Origin of the sequence: Agromyces albus, assembly GCF_030815405.1 — a bacterium.
Classification (GTDB): domain Bacteria; phylum Actinomycetota; class Actinomycetes; order Actinomycetales; family Microbacteriaceae; genus Agromyces; species Agromyces albus_A.
The window spans coordinates 3,572,035-3,585,292 of record NZ_JAUSWX010000001.1; the positions used below are offsets into that span (position 1 = coordinate 3,572,035).

15 protein-coding genes, 1 tRNA gene and 1 pseudogene are annotated in these 13,258 nt (G+C 66.4%); 9 read left to right on the forward strand and 8 right to left on the reverse strand.

Annotated features, from left to right (window positions below; genetic code table 11):
* Positions 1-73 precede the first annotated feature (73 nt).
* Together QFZ29_RS16930 and QFZ29_RS16935 are read left to right on the forward strand one after the other, a co-directional pair.
* Complete coding sequence (locus tag QFZ29_RS16930; protein ID WP_306895283.1) at positions 74-979, forward strand: alpha/beta hydrolase family protein; 906 nt, start codon at positions 74-76, stop codon at positions 977-979.
* An 84-nt stretch (positions 980-1,063) separates the two neighbouring features.
* Positions 1,064-1,498 carry a DUF6463 family protein gene (locus QFZ29_RS16935; RefSeq protein WP_306895285.1) on the forward strand — a complete coding sequence of 145 codons (435 nt, stop codon included), beginning with the start codon at positions 1,064-1,066 and terminating at the stop codon, positions 1,496-1,498.
* 236 nt (positions 1,499-1,734) lie between these two features.
* Here the strand turns inward: QFZ29_RS16935 and QFZ29_RS16940 are convergent, their stop codons facing one another.
* The 3 genes from QFZ29_RS16940 to dcd all read right to left on the reverse strand — a co-directional run bounded on the left by QFZ29_RS16940 (position 1,735) and on the right by dcd (position 3,460).
* Positions 1,735-2,292, reverse strand: a complete 558-nt coding sequence (locus QFZ29_RS16940; RefSeq protein WP_306895286.1) for a hypothetical protein — start codon at positions 2,290-2,292, stop codon at positions 1,735-1,737.
* Positions 2,293-2,414: 122 nt separating this feature from the next.
* On the reverse strand, positions 2,415-2,849 hold the full coding sequence (locus QFZ29_RS16945; RefSeq protein ID WP_306895288.1) for a GNAT family N-acetyltransferase: 435 nt from the start codon (positions 2,847-2,849) through the stop codon (positions 2,415-2,417).
* Between the two features lie 5 nt (positions 2,850-2,854).
* On the reverse strand, positions 2,855-3,460 hold the full coding sequence (gene dcd, locus QFZ29_RS16950) for a dCTP deaminase (protein WP_306895290.1): 606 nt from the start codon (positions 3,458-3,460) through the stop codon (positions 2,855-2,857).
* 165 nt (positions 3,461-3,625) lie between these two features.
* Here dcd and QFZ29_RS16955 point away from each other — a divergent pair, with 165 nt between their 5' ends.
* From QFZ29_RS16955 to QFZ29_RS16980, 6 genes are all read left to right on the forward strand, one after another.
* On the forward strand, positions 3,626-5,200 hold the full coding sequence (locus QFZ29_RS16955; RefSeq protein WP_306895292.1) for a glucoamylase family protein: 1,575 nt from the start codon (positions 3,626-3,628) through the stop codon (positions 5,198-5,200).
* A gap of 73 nt (positions 5,201-5,273) precedes the next feature.
* A tRNA-Gly gene (locus tag QFZ29_RS16960) sits at positions 5,274-5,344 on the forward strand.
* Between the two features lie 342 nt (positions 5,345-5,686).
* Positions 5,687-6,100 (forward strand): nitroreductase/quinone reductase family protein, encoded by a 414-nt coding sequence (locus QFZ29_RS16965; protein ID WP_306895293.1) that lies wholly within the window; start codon positions 5,687-5,689, stop codon positions 6,098-6,100.
* Between the two features lie 465 nt (positions 6,101-6,565).
* The gene (locus QFZ29_RS16970) at positions 6,566-7,309 is read left to right on the forward strand and encodes a class I SAM-dependent methyltransferase (protein WP_306895295.1); all 744 of its coding nucleotides are present in this window, start codon (positions 6,566-6,568) and stop codon (positions 7,307-7,309) included.
* 125 nt (positions 7,310-7,434) lie between these two features.
* Positions 7,435-8,043 carry a class I SAM-dependent methyltransferase gene (locus tag QFZ29_RS16975; RefSeq protein WP_306895297.1) on the forward strand — a complete coding sequence of 203 codons (609 nt, stop codon included), beginning with the start codon at positions 7,435-7,437 and terminating at the stop codon, positions 8,041-8,043.
* An 80-nt stretch (positions 8,044-8,123) separates the two neighbouring features.
* Complete coding sequence (locus tag QFZ29_RS16980) at positions 8,124-8,636, forward strand: GNAT family N-acetyltransferase (RefSeq protein ID WP_306895299.1); 513 nt, start codon at positions 8,124-8,126, stop codon at positions 8,634-8,636.
* 30 nt (positions 8,637-8,666) lie between these two features.
* Here QFZ29_RS16980 and QFZ29_RS16985 read toward each other — a convergent pair whose 3' ends face one another.
* Both QFZ29_RS16985 and QFZ29_RS16990 read right to left on the reverse strand, forming a co-directional pair.
* The gene (locus tag QFZ29_RS16985) at positions 8,667-10,133 is read right to left on the reverse strand and encodes a hypothetical protein (RefSeq protein WP_306895301.1); all 1,467 of its coding nucleotides are present in this window, start codon (positions 10,131-10,133) and stop codon (positions 8,667-8,669) included.
* 95 nt (positions 10,134-10,228) lie between these two features.
* On the reverse strand, positions 10,229-10,372 hold the full coding sequence (locus QFZ29_RS16990) for a hypothetical protein (protein WP_306895303.1): 144 nt from the start codon (positions 10,370-10,372) through the stop codon (positions 10,229-10,231).
* A 133-nt stretch (positions 10,373-10,505) separates the two neighbouring features.
* Here QFZ29_RS16990 and QFZ29_RS16995 point away from each other — a divergent pair.
* Positions 10,506-10,832: pseudogene (locus tag QFZ29_RS16995) on the forward strand (transposase); the annotation flags it as partial.
* On the opposite strand, the gene QFZ29_RS17000 reads toward QFZ29_RS16995, so the two are convergent.
* The 3 genes from QFZ29_RS17000 to QFZ29_RS17010 form a co-directional block, all read right to left on the reverse strand.
* Positions 10,807-10,983, reverse strand: a complete 177-nt coding sequence (locus QFZ29_RS17000; RefSeq protein ID WP_306895307.1) for a three-helix bundle dimerization domain-containing protein — start codon at positions 10,981-10,983, stop codon at positions 10,807-10,809. The pseudogene QFZ29_RS16995 and the gene QFZ29_RS17000 overlap by 26 nt on opposite strands.
* Positions 10,984-11,001: 18 nt before the next feature.
* On the reverse strand, positions 11,002-11,334 hold the full coding sequence (locus QFZ29_RS17005; protein WP_306895308.1) for a hypothetical protein: 333 nt from the start codon (positions 11,332-11,334) through the stop codon (positions 11,002-11,004).
* 80 nt (positions 11,335-11,414) lie between these two features.
* Complete coding sequence (locus QFZ29_RS17010) at positions 11,415-13,061, reverse strand: carboxylesterase/lipase family protein (protein WP_306895309.1); 1,647 nt, start codon at positions 13,059-13,061, stop codon at positions 11,415-11,417.
* Between the last annotated feature and the right edge of the window lie 197 nt (positions 13,062-13,258).

Genomic DNA, 13,258 nt, shown 5'->3' on the forward strand with positions numbered 1-13,258 from the left:
GTGTACGTACGACCGTTCGTATTGATTGCGCATTCGCACCTCGGCGCGACTCGCTTCCCGGATCGGAGACACCATGCACCCCGCCCTGACCGCCACACTCGCCGCCATCCGCGCCGCCGATCGCGTCTCGCCCGAGGTCGCGGCACGACTGGCGCTGCCACTCTTCAAGAGGGTGGGGCCCGCCCTGCCGGTACGCCCCGGCGAGCGAGCGGTGCACGAGTCGGCCGCCCGCAGCTCGCTCCACGTTCGCGGCCGCGACGTCGCCACGTACGAATGGGGTCACGGCCCTGAGACCGTGCTGCTGGTGCACGGATGGCGCGGCCGCGCCGCCCAGTTTGCGCCGATCGTGCGGGAGCTCAGGGCCGAGGGGTATCGACTCGTCGCCTTCGATGCGCCCGCGAACGGGGAGTCGAGAGCCCGGCGCACCGACATCCGCGACTACCTCGCCGCGATCGAGGCACTGCAGTCACGCCACGGCAGATTCCGCGCCGTGATCGGACACTCGTTCGGCGGGCTCGCCGCGCTCACCGCCGTGCGCGAGGGACTGGCAACCGGCGGCGTCGTGGCGATCTCGGGCATGGCCGACGCCCGCTTCCTCGTCGACTCGTTCGCCGGCCGTCTGGGACTCAGCGCGCCCACCGCCGACGTGCTCGCTCGCGAGTTCGCGCGACTCGTCATGCACGAACAGCAGGATCCCTACGCGCGGTTCGACGCCGTGGCCACGCCGCTCCCCGCCGGGGTGCCGCTGCTCGTCGTGCACGATCATGGTGATCGCGAGGTGGCGGCCAGCGAAGGAACGCGGCTGCACGCCGCCCACGGCGAGCGCTCGCGCCTGATCGTCACCGAGGGCGCCGGCCACTCGCGCATCCTCGGCGCCGACGCCACGCTCGACGCAGTCACGGCGTTCGTGAACGGCGGCATCGAGGCGCTCGATCGCGCAGGGCTCGGGCAAGCGGGCGTCGCGGCATCCGTCGCCTGACCTGGATCGGCCCGCGCGCGCCAACTCGCGCACATCCTCCGAACGGGTGATCTTTCGCTCCGGTGTCCTTGCAAGGATCAGACCATGACGGCGACCGAAGCAGAACGTGAAGTGAAGAGGTTCGGCCTCACAGCGGCTGGCGGCTGGCTGGCGATCGGCGGCAGCGTGATCCACCTGGTGCTGACGTCGATCGCGCGAGCGGATGTCTGGCGCGACATCGTCTCGGCCGGCTGGTGGGGCACGGTGACGCTGCGGCCGAGCGCTGAGCAGCTTCGGTTCGCCGAGGCGTTCTGGCTCACCCCGGGAAGTTTCGCCGTGCCGCTGCTCGCGCTCGGAATCCTCGTGGTGTTCTCCGCCAGGAAGGGCAACCGGGTGCCGGGTGTGCTCGGCTGGATACTGGCCATCTGGGGCGTCTTCTGCGCAGCCCTGCTACCGGCGTCGGGAGCGTGGCTGTTCATCGTGATCGGCGTGCTGTTCGTCGCGGGCGACCGGCCTGCTGCCGTACCACGTTCAAGCTGACAATCTGGATGCGGATACCCCGCAAGCCGAAGCACCACGGAAAGGGATCGAAAATGCGCGTTCTCGTCGCCGGAGCCGGCGCAACCGGAGGAGCCTTCGGATCCCGGCTCCAAGAGGCCGGTGAGCTGGCTCGAGTCGCGGCGTCGTAGGCGCCCGCTGGCCGTACTCGAACTCGAGGGAAGCGGGGCTTGGAGGCTTGCCGGGGCAAGTCTCCATTCCTTACACGAGAGACCCCACTATGACACCTGGTAGATCTCGATCGACTCGATGTACCCGATGATCCCGCCTCTGAACGAGAAGTTGAAGTGCAGGTTCGCACCGAGCGTGCCGTTCCAGACGCCCGTGACCGTCGGGTGGTCGCTCGTCGTCGCGGACGACGCGGACACGACGCCCCAAGGTCCGTTCACGCGTAGCGATGTCTGATGGCCGCTGAACCGAACGCTCGCGAGGTAGACGCTGTCGGCCGGCGCGACGAAGTCGACATATCCGAACGACGCGCTGTTCGGCGCGAAGTCCGATGACATGTAGATGAGGTTGTAGGTGGTATCCCAGCGTCCAGGCTGGTAGACGTCGAGCCTCGCCGCCGGGTCCCACGGGTGCCGCGCCGAGAGCGTGACGGCTGGCGCGTCGAGGATGTCGTAACTCTGTCCCTCGCGCTCGGTCACCAGGTCGCGCAGCTTCGCGGGTGTCATCCGCCCGGCCCTCGTGGGTTGCGCGATCGTCGCCTCCCTGAGGTCCTCGAGGGTGAGCTCGCCCCCGAGGTTCCGCACCGCTTCATCCTTGCTGTCGTTCATGATTGGCCCCCAATACGTGAATCCTGCACCCGGCCGGCCGCCGACACGCGGCGTTGATGCCCACACGATAGCGCCGCCGGCGACTTGCCGCCTCATGGCTTCCTCTGAGCCAGCCGCACTCATCAGTCGAGCGGCTTGCCGAAGCGCTTGCCGGTCTCGGGGTAGCCGATGGCGGGGTAGAAGGCGTGCGCGTCGTCTCGATACAGGGCGGAGGTCACGACGACCCGCTTCGCTCCACGGCCGCGAGCCCACACCTCGAAGTGGGCGACGAGCTGCCGACCCACGCCCGTGCCGCGAGTCTCCGACGAGACGACGAGCGAGGTGAGCTGAGCGGATGCCCCGTTCGACACGTACGACCATAGGATGAGTCCCGCCGCGAAGCCGACCACCGCGCCGTCATGCACGGCGACCCAGGCCTCGGACTCGTGCTGGTGCGCGTTGCGCGCAAGGCGGTACTCGATCTCCTCGGTCGTGGACGGGTACCCGAGTTCGCCCATGAGCGGCACGAGCGCAGCGGCATCCGTCACCCGAACCGGCCGAATGAGCAGCGCCTGCATGGTACTCAGTGTCCAGGTGAGCCGGCCGCCGTCACGCCGACATCCGAGCGATGGAAGTTCTGGAACGAGCGCGACGCCGTGGGCCCGCGCTGCCCCTGGTAGCGGCTCGCGTACTCGGCCGAGCCGTACGGCCGCTCACTCGGTGACGAGAGGCGGAAGAAGCACATCTGGCCGATCTTCATGCCGGGCCAGAGCTTGATGGGCAGGGTCGCGACGTTCGATAGCTCGAGCGTGACGTGCCCCGTGAAGCCGGGGTCGATGAACCCCGCCGTCGAGTGGGTGAGGAGGCCGAGCCGGCCGAGCGAGCTCTTGCCCTCGAGGCGAGCCGCGACGTCGTCGGGCAGGGTGACCGCCTCGAACGTCGAGGCGAGCACGAACTCCCCCGGGTGCAGGATGAACGCCTCGTCGGGCCGCACCTCGATGAGGTGGGTGAGCTCGGGCTGGTCTTCGGCCGGGTCGATGAACGGGTACTTGTGATTGTCGAACAACCGGAAGTAGCGGTCGAGGCGCACGTCGATCGATGACGGCTGGATCATCGCCGGTTCATAGGGCGCGAGACCGATGCGGCCCTGGTCGAGTTCGGCCCTGATGTCGCGATCCGAGAGAAGCACGGTGCCAGCGTAGCAACGGCGTGCCGCATCGATCGGCGGATGCGTCATCCGTCGAGCCGCGGATGCGTCATCCGTCGACCTCGCAGCAATACCTTTCATGTGGCAGGTTTTAATGCAACTCTGTCAGGACGACGTCCTGCCGAGGACGCGAACGAAGGAGTTCACATGCGATCGACTCTGCGTGCGATGACCATCACCGGAATGGTGGTGGCACTCGCGGCACTCGCCATCCCACCGACGGCCGCGTCCGCCGCCGCTGCCAGCGACGGCGGCGACGACGACGCGGCCCGTGGCGGACGATCCGCGAATCAGGTGCTGCGCACCTACGCCGCCGACACCTGGACTTCGCTCGTCGCCATGACCGACGACGACACCGGGCTCGTGGCCGACAACATCGAGGGTGATCTCACGGCGGCGAGCGGGTACACGAGTCCCACGAACATCGGCGGGTACCTCTGGTCCACGGTCGTGGCGCGCGACCTCGAGCTCATCTCCAAGAAGGAGGCGCGCGAGCGGATCAGCACGACGCTCTCGACGCTCACGACGATGGAACGGCACGAGCCGAGCGGCATGTACTACAACTGGTACTCGCCGGCCGACGGCGCCAAGCTCACGACGTGGCCGGCCAACGGCAGCACGGTGCATCCGTTCCTCTCGACCGTGGACAACGGATGGCTCGCGGCCGCCTTGCGCGTCGTCGCCGGCGCCGAGCCGAAGCTCGCCCACGACGCCCAGGCGCTCTACGCGTCGATGGACTTCGGATGGTTCCACGACCTCGCCGCCCGCCCCGAGGTGGGCATCAACCGCGGCGGCTTCTGGGTCGAGGCGCCTCCGGGCTGCTCGGTGCCCGGCAACTACGGCGACGACGGCCCCGACGTCTTCTACACCTGCCACTGGTACGACACGACGGTGAGCGAGTCGCGCATCGCGACGTACCTCGGCATCGCGAACGGGCAGATCCCCGCCGAGGGCTACTACGGCACACTCCGCACGATGCCCGACCAGGGCTGCGACTGGGCCTGGCAGGAGCAGAAGCCCGCTGGCGAGTGGCGCGAGTACCTCGGCGTGCCCGTCTACGAAGGCGTCTATGAGTACCGCGACCTGAAGCTCGTGCCCGCGTGGGGCGGCAGCATGTTCGAGGCGCTCATGCCCGACCTGTTCATCCCCGAGGCGGAGTGGGGCGCCGAGTCCTGGGCGGTCAATCACCCCGCCACCGTGCGCGCGCAGATCGAGCACGGGCTCGACGAGGCAGGCTACGGCTACTGGGGCTTCTCACCGGCATCCGACCCCTTCGCCGAATACCGCGAATACGGTGTCGAGGCGATCGGCATCAGCTCCGACGGGTACGCGAGTGACGTCGAGCGCACCAACGTCGACGCCGGATATGACGGATGCCGCGAGGCCACCAACCCCGCGCCCGACTTCGGCGACGGCGTGGTCACGCCGCACGCGGCCTTCCTCGCGCTCCCGTACGCGAAGGACGCGGTGCTCGAGAACCTCGACGGCCTTCGCGACGAGCTCGGCGCGTACGGCCCGGGCGGGTTCTACGACTCCGTTGCCGTGGGCAGCGGCACGATCGCCGACCGGTACCTGAGCCTCGACCAGTCGATGATCATGGGTGCGATCGGCAATGAGCTGAAGCGCGACCACCTCAAGGCGTACTTCGTCGACGACGCGTTCGAAGACGCGGTGCGCCCGCTCGTCGAAGCGTTCGAGTTCGGGTCGGAGCTTCCGGAGTAGCGCCGGATCGGGAGGAACAGCGCGGCTCGTCTTGCTAGCATGGTCACCGTGCATCCTGAGACGGATGCCGCGCGCGGATGTAGTTCAATGGTAGAACTTCAGCTTCCCAAGCTGATAGCGCGGGTTCGATTCCCGTCATCCGCTCTCCGATAAAAAGCCTGATCAGATCGGCTTTCCGGCTACCAGAAGCGCTGCTACTTCTCGTTGCGTTGACGGATTCCCTGAGGAACCTCACTCACGATGTCGCGACGGAAAACGTTCCCATCTCTGGTCAGGGATTTCGTCGCGTGCGAGGCCCGCGACTTTCGATTGCAAACTGCCCTTGTAGTCACTTAATAGTCACAAATTCCCTGCGCGGGCCCCCACCTCGGCGGCGGTCGTAGCGGAATCGTCTGCCCGCTGACCGATGGCTCAATGCGTTGCGTTCGGCATCGACTGATCGGCTGGAGCGGGAAGGTTCTCGGTTGCACCTCCGTTGACGGTTGTATGGGCTGGAATGACGACGTCGTAGAGACGTTCCGCAGCAGCAAGGGCACCGAGAATTACTGGGGTTCGAAGCTGATCATTTTGCACTCGATCGGGGCGAAGTCGGGCGAGACGCACTTGAATCCCGTCGTTGGCTTCCGCGACGAGCTTGGGTGGCGGGTGGTGGCGTCGAAGGGCGGCTCGCCGGAGCATCCCGCCTGGTACTACAACCTGCGGGCGAACCCGTCGTTCGAGATCGAGGCTCTCGTGGACGGCGAGATCGTGACGGTGCCGGTGATGGCGACCGAGATCACGGGCGACGAGTGGCGGGAAGCGTACAGCGCGATCGCGGCCGAGGAGCCGCAGTTCGGGGACTACCTCAAGAAGACCGATCGCCGAATCCCGGTCCTGCAGCTCACCCCTCGTGCGGACTGAGAACCCGCTTTCGTCGACGCTCGGACGCGACCGGCTAACTTCGGTGGCGGGCACGAGCGACCGGCGGCCGGCGACATGAGTCCGGCGACCAGCTGCGCTGAGGTGGCCCCGGCCGATCGCGATGAGTCACGAGAGCTAAACCAGCGGGCCCGCTGAGCGATCTGCTTGCGCACGTCCCATTACGGACCGGCCTTGGGGCGGACCTTGCACGAGCGCATGAGGCCGCTCGATTCGTCTTCAGTGGATCGGGGTATGCGATGGCCAGCAGCCCGCGCATGGCCCACCGGTGGAGGAACGAGCTTTGCGCCGCTAGGCGCGATCGAGCCTTGAACCTTGAGCCGAGCATCCGCGCGGAGGGATCTGCGATGAACGGCCAGGAAGGCAAACAAAACGACAAGGGGCGTGCCACGATGTGCGTGGGGAGGGATCACTGTGGGTGAGGTTGCTTACGGGTCATTGGCGTCGGTGTATGAGTGGCTGGTACCGGATGCTAAGGCGTCCCCGGCGGGAAATGCGCAGGCGTTCGAGATGGTGACGGCGGGGCTCGACCCGGGGGGACAGATCTTGGACTGCGCCTGCGGGATTGGGTTGCTGGCGGTGGGGCTGGCTGAGGCCGGGTTCCGGGTCACCGCGTGCGATGCCAGCCCGGCGATGGTCGAGCGGACCCAGGCGCTGGCTCGCGCTCACGGAGTCGAGGTGTCGACGCGGGTATGCCGCTGGGACCAGCTACCCGATCAAGGCTGGCAGGACCGGTTCGACGCTGTGTTGTGCGTCGGGAACTCGCTCGCGCACGCGGTCGGACGCAGTGGCCGGCGCGCCGCACTCGACGGCATGGCATTCGTGTTGGCGACAGGTGGGGTGCTGGCGCTGACCTCCCGCAACTGGGAGCAGATCCGCTCAGCAGGCAGCAGGCTGGACGTCTGGGACCGGCTCGTGGAACGCGCCGGCCGCAAGGCAATGGTGGTGTACTCCTGGCAGGTGCCGCCTTCATGGGACGCCGAACACCACCTGCAGATCTCCGTGGCAGCACTCCAGGACGGTGACCAGCTGCAGGTGACGACCGAACTGCTGCCGATCTGGCCCTTCCACCACGAGGAACTCCTAGCCGATGTCGCGGCCGCAGGTCTAAGCCTCGCAGGGTCCACGTACGACGCGACCCAACCGAATTATCTCGTCACCGCTCAGCGACGCGCAGGGTTACCGACCTGACCCACATTCTCCTCATCCCGGCGTCGCATGATCACACCGTCCGCGGCAAGACCGGACGGCCATGTAGCGTCCCGGTCAGGCACCGCCAACGGGCACGCAAATCGGTCCTGCCTAGACTCGATCGCATGGTGAACGAGGCCAGCAGGGCAGCGTACGCACGCCGAGCGGCGGAGTACATCGAACTCTTGGGATCGATGACTGCCGTGCATCCATTGGATCTCCAACTCGTTTCCACGTGGGCCCGCGATGTCCACGGGGAGATCATCGATGCCGGGTCTGGTCCCGGTCATTGGACGAACTTTCTCGCGGAGCAAGGCCATGCTGCTCGCGGCGTCGATTTGGTGCCCGAGTTCGTCGAGTATGCCAAGAACACCTTTCCCGGTGTGAGCTTCACGCTCGGCAGTCTCGACTCGCTCGATGCTGGCACGGGTTCAGTCGGTGGGATCCTTTCGTGGTACTCCCTTATTCACTACGAGCCTGAGACGATACGGATTCCTCTACTGGAGTTCAGTCGCGCGCTCAAGCCCGGCGGCACGCTGCTTGTCGGATTCTTCGAAGGCCAGGCGGTTGAAGAATTCGCTCACGCCGTCACACCGGCATACCGATGGCCAGTGGATGACCTCGGCACCGAGCTGAACGCGACTGGCTTCGACGTGCTCGAATCACACATCAGGAAGACCACCGGCCAGCGCCCGCTGGCAGCTCTCGTCGCCCGACGCCGCGATGCCCTCTAAGGGACCGTCAATCGGACACTGCTGCCGCCTTGTTTGCCGTGAGCCGTAACGTGCTTAATCGCTGCCAGTACCGTGGACCAATGACTATCGACTTTGCCGTGCGTCGCGCCGAGCCGGGCGACGCGCCAAGCATTGCGAAAGTTCATGTGGACACCTGGCGCGAGACATACAGGGGACTGATGAGCGATGCCGTGCTCGACGATCCAGGACTCCTGAGCTCGCGCGAGAGGTTCTGGACCGCGGCCCTGACCGATCCGCGATACGGCCAGAACACCGCCGCCGTCGCTTCGCATGAAGGCAAGCTGATCGGCGTTGCAATGTCAGGCCCCTCCCTTGGCGACGACGACGGGGCGCAGCAATTGTACGTCCTCTACGTATTTGCCGCGTTCCACGGTTCGGGCGTCGGTACGGCGCTCCTCAATGCGGTCATCGACCGGAGCGCGCCTGCCGCGCTCTGGGTCGCCGACCCTAACCCGCCCGCGCAAGCCTTCTACCGAAAGCACGGCTTCGTGGCCGACGGGGCGGTCAAAACCGAAGACGACGTGCGAGAGGTTCGAATGGTCCGAGCGAAGGACGCAACAGACGCCCGGTGACGGATCGCCATACGGACACCCGATATCGGGTTAGTCGAGCTCGAAGAACTCGCGTACGGCGCCGGTGAGGTCCAGCGGTGCTCCGATCTTGACGCCGATCTCACCGGTGTAGATCTCGTTGTGGTCGCGAGCTGTGATCTCCCACGTTCCGTGCACTTCGCCCTGTGCTGTCGGCGGCAGCACGAGGATCAGCTCATCGTCGTCAGGGGTGAAGGTTTGGCGGGGGCGTAAGTCCCCGACGTCCAATGTGAGGTCAACGGACCCTGAGTTGTTCCAGTCGAGAGGTGAGCGATAGGGAAGTGCGATGGATGGCGAGGCGTATTGAGGTTGCCCCGACATGTACGGATTGAACGGACTGCGCGGTACTGGCCCCCATGCCCTCGGCGGCGTAGGAAGGTCAAGATCAAGATCTTTTAGAGGTAGGGAGCCGTCTCTCCAAAGGATGCCGCGGACATCTCCGTCCAGGTGTACTCGCGCCTCCACCTTGTGGAAGAAGATCTTTGTGGCATTTGAAACGCGTACGGCCACGCCTTTGAGTGCATAGCCGGCAAGTATGTCCGGCGCGTCACCCCACTTCTCACGCACCCGCCCTTCCCACCGCTCGATTGAAGCGTGGTACTGAGTTTCGGTTCGCTTTTCGGGATCGGACCCCAAGACTGACATGCCCAGGCTGGGGAACCCCGCTCGTTTGCCCATTTCCTGCATCATCTCGGCCGCCGACGCCCGCAGCACCGCGCCCGGGGCGTCGAAGCCGCGGCTCAGGTGAACGGGCTTGACCTCCGGCTCGGGCTCGGGCTTGGGTAGCGCATCTAGCAGGCACGACTTCGTGCGGGCGATGTAAGCCTCGATTGTCTTCTCGTGGTCGATCTGCACAGGCCGAGCGAGGCCGAGAATCTCGACCTCGAAGGCGACCTCTGCCGCTGGCTGATACTTGCCGCGCCTCAGAAGCAGGTCGAGCTCCTCAGCCTTAGCCTCACGGGTCTCGCCGTCAGCACGTACATAAATGCGGCCGTTGAAGAGGTTGTCGCCCTCCTTCCGGCAAGGGAAGGGGTCCTGGCCGTCTCGGGGCGGATCAACAAGAATGACAAGCACCTCGTTATTCGAGCCCTTCACAGGCACGCGCACCAAGTCCCAATGCGGGCCGGCCACTCCAAGGTATTGGCTCACGATCTTGTCGATGTCGAGAACCTCAATCGGAGGCACGCCCCGTATCTCACCGGGCACGACACCGATAATCATCACGCCGTACCCTTCGAACGCGGCGCTCGCGACCGCTGGGAGTCGGTTCGCCGCGCCCAAGATGAACTTGGCGATCTTGGCGATGTCGTTCTTCTTGGTGAGGTCGAGATCGCCCTTGACCTCTAGATAGTGCCGTTCGACTCGATCGTCACTCGCGGCCACTGCTTGCACCAGAGCCAAGGCGGCTCGCACTCCAAGCGGCGCACGAGATGTGTCGATCTGCGCGCCCACTTCCGAGCTGTCCTGTCCTTCATTCATCTGCGCTGATTATGACAGGGGAGCGAGTGCGGCCGGGAAAGTACGGCCGCCGCGGCGTACATCATCCGCACACGCGGCCGACCGTCGCCGCTGGCTCAGCCGGGCTTTGCTGGTCCCTTGACCTCGCGGGCCTCGCCGTCCCAGGTGCCGCCCGAGAGGTAGTGCAGATACGCGGCGAACGCCTCGCCCTCCGCCCCGTCGCTGATGTCATTTGCGCGGCGATACTCTTCCCAGCTCATCCGCTCGCCCATGCTCAACGAGTACCGCTGGCCAGCCTCTGCCGGCAAGAGGGTGCGTCGGGACTGTCAGGAACTTTGTGTAACTGGCTCGGCGTGATTGCCGCGGTGAGCCGTGGCGTGAGGAGAATCGCGCATGGGTAAGGAGTTGCAACGGGTCACGCACGTGAACGCGCAAACCGGCGAGCTCATCGAGGCGGACGTCGATCTGTCCGCACTCGCGGAACAATTGGTCGCGCAGGCGCAGGCGCAGGGCATCGAGTTGACCGGTCCGGACGGGCTGCTGACGGGGCTGACCCGGCAAATGCTGCAGTCCGCGCTAGAGGCCGAGCTGTCGGATCATCTCAGCTACGACCGGTACGCGCCGGCAGGTCGCGGGAGCGGGAACAGCCGGAACGGGTCGAGTCCGAAGACGGTGCGGACCGAGATCGGCGAGGTCACCGTGCAGGTGCCGCGCGCTCGATGAGGACCGGCAGGTAACCGCGCACGGCCGCGTCGGCGTACTCGTGTTGCTCGCTCGCGACGGCGCCCTTGATCACAGTAAGTGGAGCGCCGGGGAAGCGAGAGTCGAGGCGATCGACCACTCGGTTGGCGGTTTCGAGCTCGCTCAGCATGGTCTGGTCCTCTCGCGGTTACGTTGTCTCGGAACGGTCCGCTCGCGGCCCGGCTTCGATCGCCCACCAGCCGTAGGCTGGGCTGTAGGGGTTCACGGCGACGCAGAAGGCGCCCGCTGAGGAAGCGGATGTGCCGGTCAGCCAATCGATCGCGGCTTCGACGCGATTCCGGCGAGCATGCGCCTTGACGGCGATGCCGCTGCTCGACCTCGTCCAGAGCAGGTCGGCTTGGGCGGGGGTGAGTTGGTCGAACTCGGCGACCTCGACAGTGGTGATCATCGATCGGCCGAGCGGATGCCGCCGCTCGTACCGCTTCACGACGCGGATGTCGCGAACGGGTGCGTGGAACATGGCGGCCTCCCCGAAGGCTGGTCCGGCTCCCTGCTGGGGGTGCCATTGACACCCCCAGCAGGATGGGCGGATGGATGGATTCAGCGGTTCCCGAACAGGGCGGCGGCAGCCCAGAACCCGCACTTGTGCGTGGAGGCGAAATCCTTCTCCACCCTGGACGCAGGCGCCTCGAGGGAGAGCATGCGCGGGTTCAGCGTCTTGAACTTCGGCCAGGAGACCGCATCCGTCGACGGAGATCCGGTTGCTGCGAACTGGACCCAAGCTGCGCGCATGTTCGAGGCGAGCTGTTCCTGGTCGGCCGAGAGCCCGCCGGGGAACGACGCGTTGGGCAGGTCGAACAGGTACTGCAGCTCCGACTGGTGCGTGGCCGCGAGCGGCTCGCCGAGCGCGTCGGGGACGTCTCGCTGGGGCGCGAGGGCGTCGTTGAACTCGTACGCGAACGTCGGCACGTACCGGGACGCGGCGATGTCGAGCCCGTACGCGGGGCAGGAGAAGTTCGCGTCGGAGTTCAGCGTGGCGAACGCATGCGCTGGGGTGGCGTACTTCGACAGCGGGTATGCGGCCGCGATGATGGCCGCCTTCGCCTTGCTGATGCCGAAGTTCGTCGCGATCGTCGGCACGTAACTCGATGCATCGATGTTCAGGCTCGGCAGTTGAATGGTTGCGCCCTTGGTCACGCTGAGCCCGATCGAGGTAAAGATCCGCTCCTCCTGCGTGTTCGTGCCGTTGATGATCGGCACCCGGTTGAATCTGCCGCTGGCGATCGCCGAGCCGACCGACTCGCGGAGCACCTCGCCGTCGACGTATCCCGGCGTGAACGATGGTTGGGCGTTCGCGACCAACGCGTCCACGGGCACGTTTCGCAGGCACTCAGCGGACTGGTCGGCACAGCCGAGTGCGATCGCACTGGCTTGGCCTGCCTGCTCCGCCGTTGCCAGCGACTGCTGCTCCAGCGCGAACGCGCCGGCCTGAATCACCGCGCGGTGGAATAGCCCCTTGGCGCCCGGCGAGGCCAGCTGCGCGAGCACGGAGAGTCCTCCGGCCGAGTGGCCGACGATCGTGACGTTCTGCGCGTTGCCGCCGAACTGCTCGATGTTCTGCTGCACCCACTGCAGCGCTGCCTGCTGGTCCTGGTAGCCGAAGTTGCCGGTGGCTCCGTCGGGGCTCTCGGCGAAGGCCGGGTGTGCGAGGAAGCCGAGCAGACCGATTCGGTAGTTGACGGTGACGACGACGGCGCCCTCGCTTGCGAGCTTCGCCGGGTCGTAGTCGGCGCCTTCCCCGTAGGAGAATCCGCCACCGTGGATGTATACGATCACGGGCAGAGCACTGACCGATGTGGCGTCTGCGGCCGGGGCGGTGACGTTCAGATAGAGGCAGTCCTCGTTCTGCCCCCACGGACTCGGTGGTCCCTGCGGGCAGACCGGTGAGAAGACGGTGGCTTCACGGGTATCCGACCACGGGGTGACGGGCTGCGGCGCGGTCCACCGCAGCTCGCCGGTGGGTGGCGCGGCATAGGGGATGCCGCGGAATTCGACACCGGCGGGCGTCGCGAGGCCCCGGACGGGTCCGTTGGCGGTCTGCACGATCGGTGCATCGCTGGCAGCGGTGCCCGCCGCGGCAGTTGTGAGGGTCTCGGCATGCGCCGCCGGAACGATCGACGCCCAGCAGGTGAGGAGGACGACGATCGCGGCGGCGACCGCCGCGATCGAGAAGGCGATGCGCTTCACGTCGACAGTGCGTACCGAGGTGTGTGCGACTTGATTTGGCGAGTTGATGTTCATGGCACCACGGTGCCGAAAGTTGCTCTCCGCGGGCACCCGTGCCGGTGACGGGTGAGCACCCGGGTGTCCCGACACCGCAGACCCGGGTGCACGGGGGGCACGGTTGCCGGGCATCCAGCGCGTTGGCGTACCGCTCGCGGCGA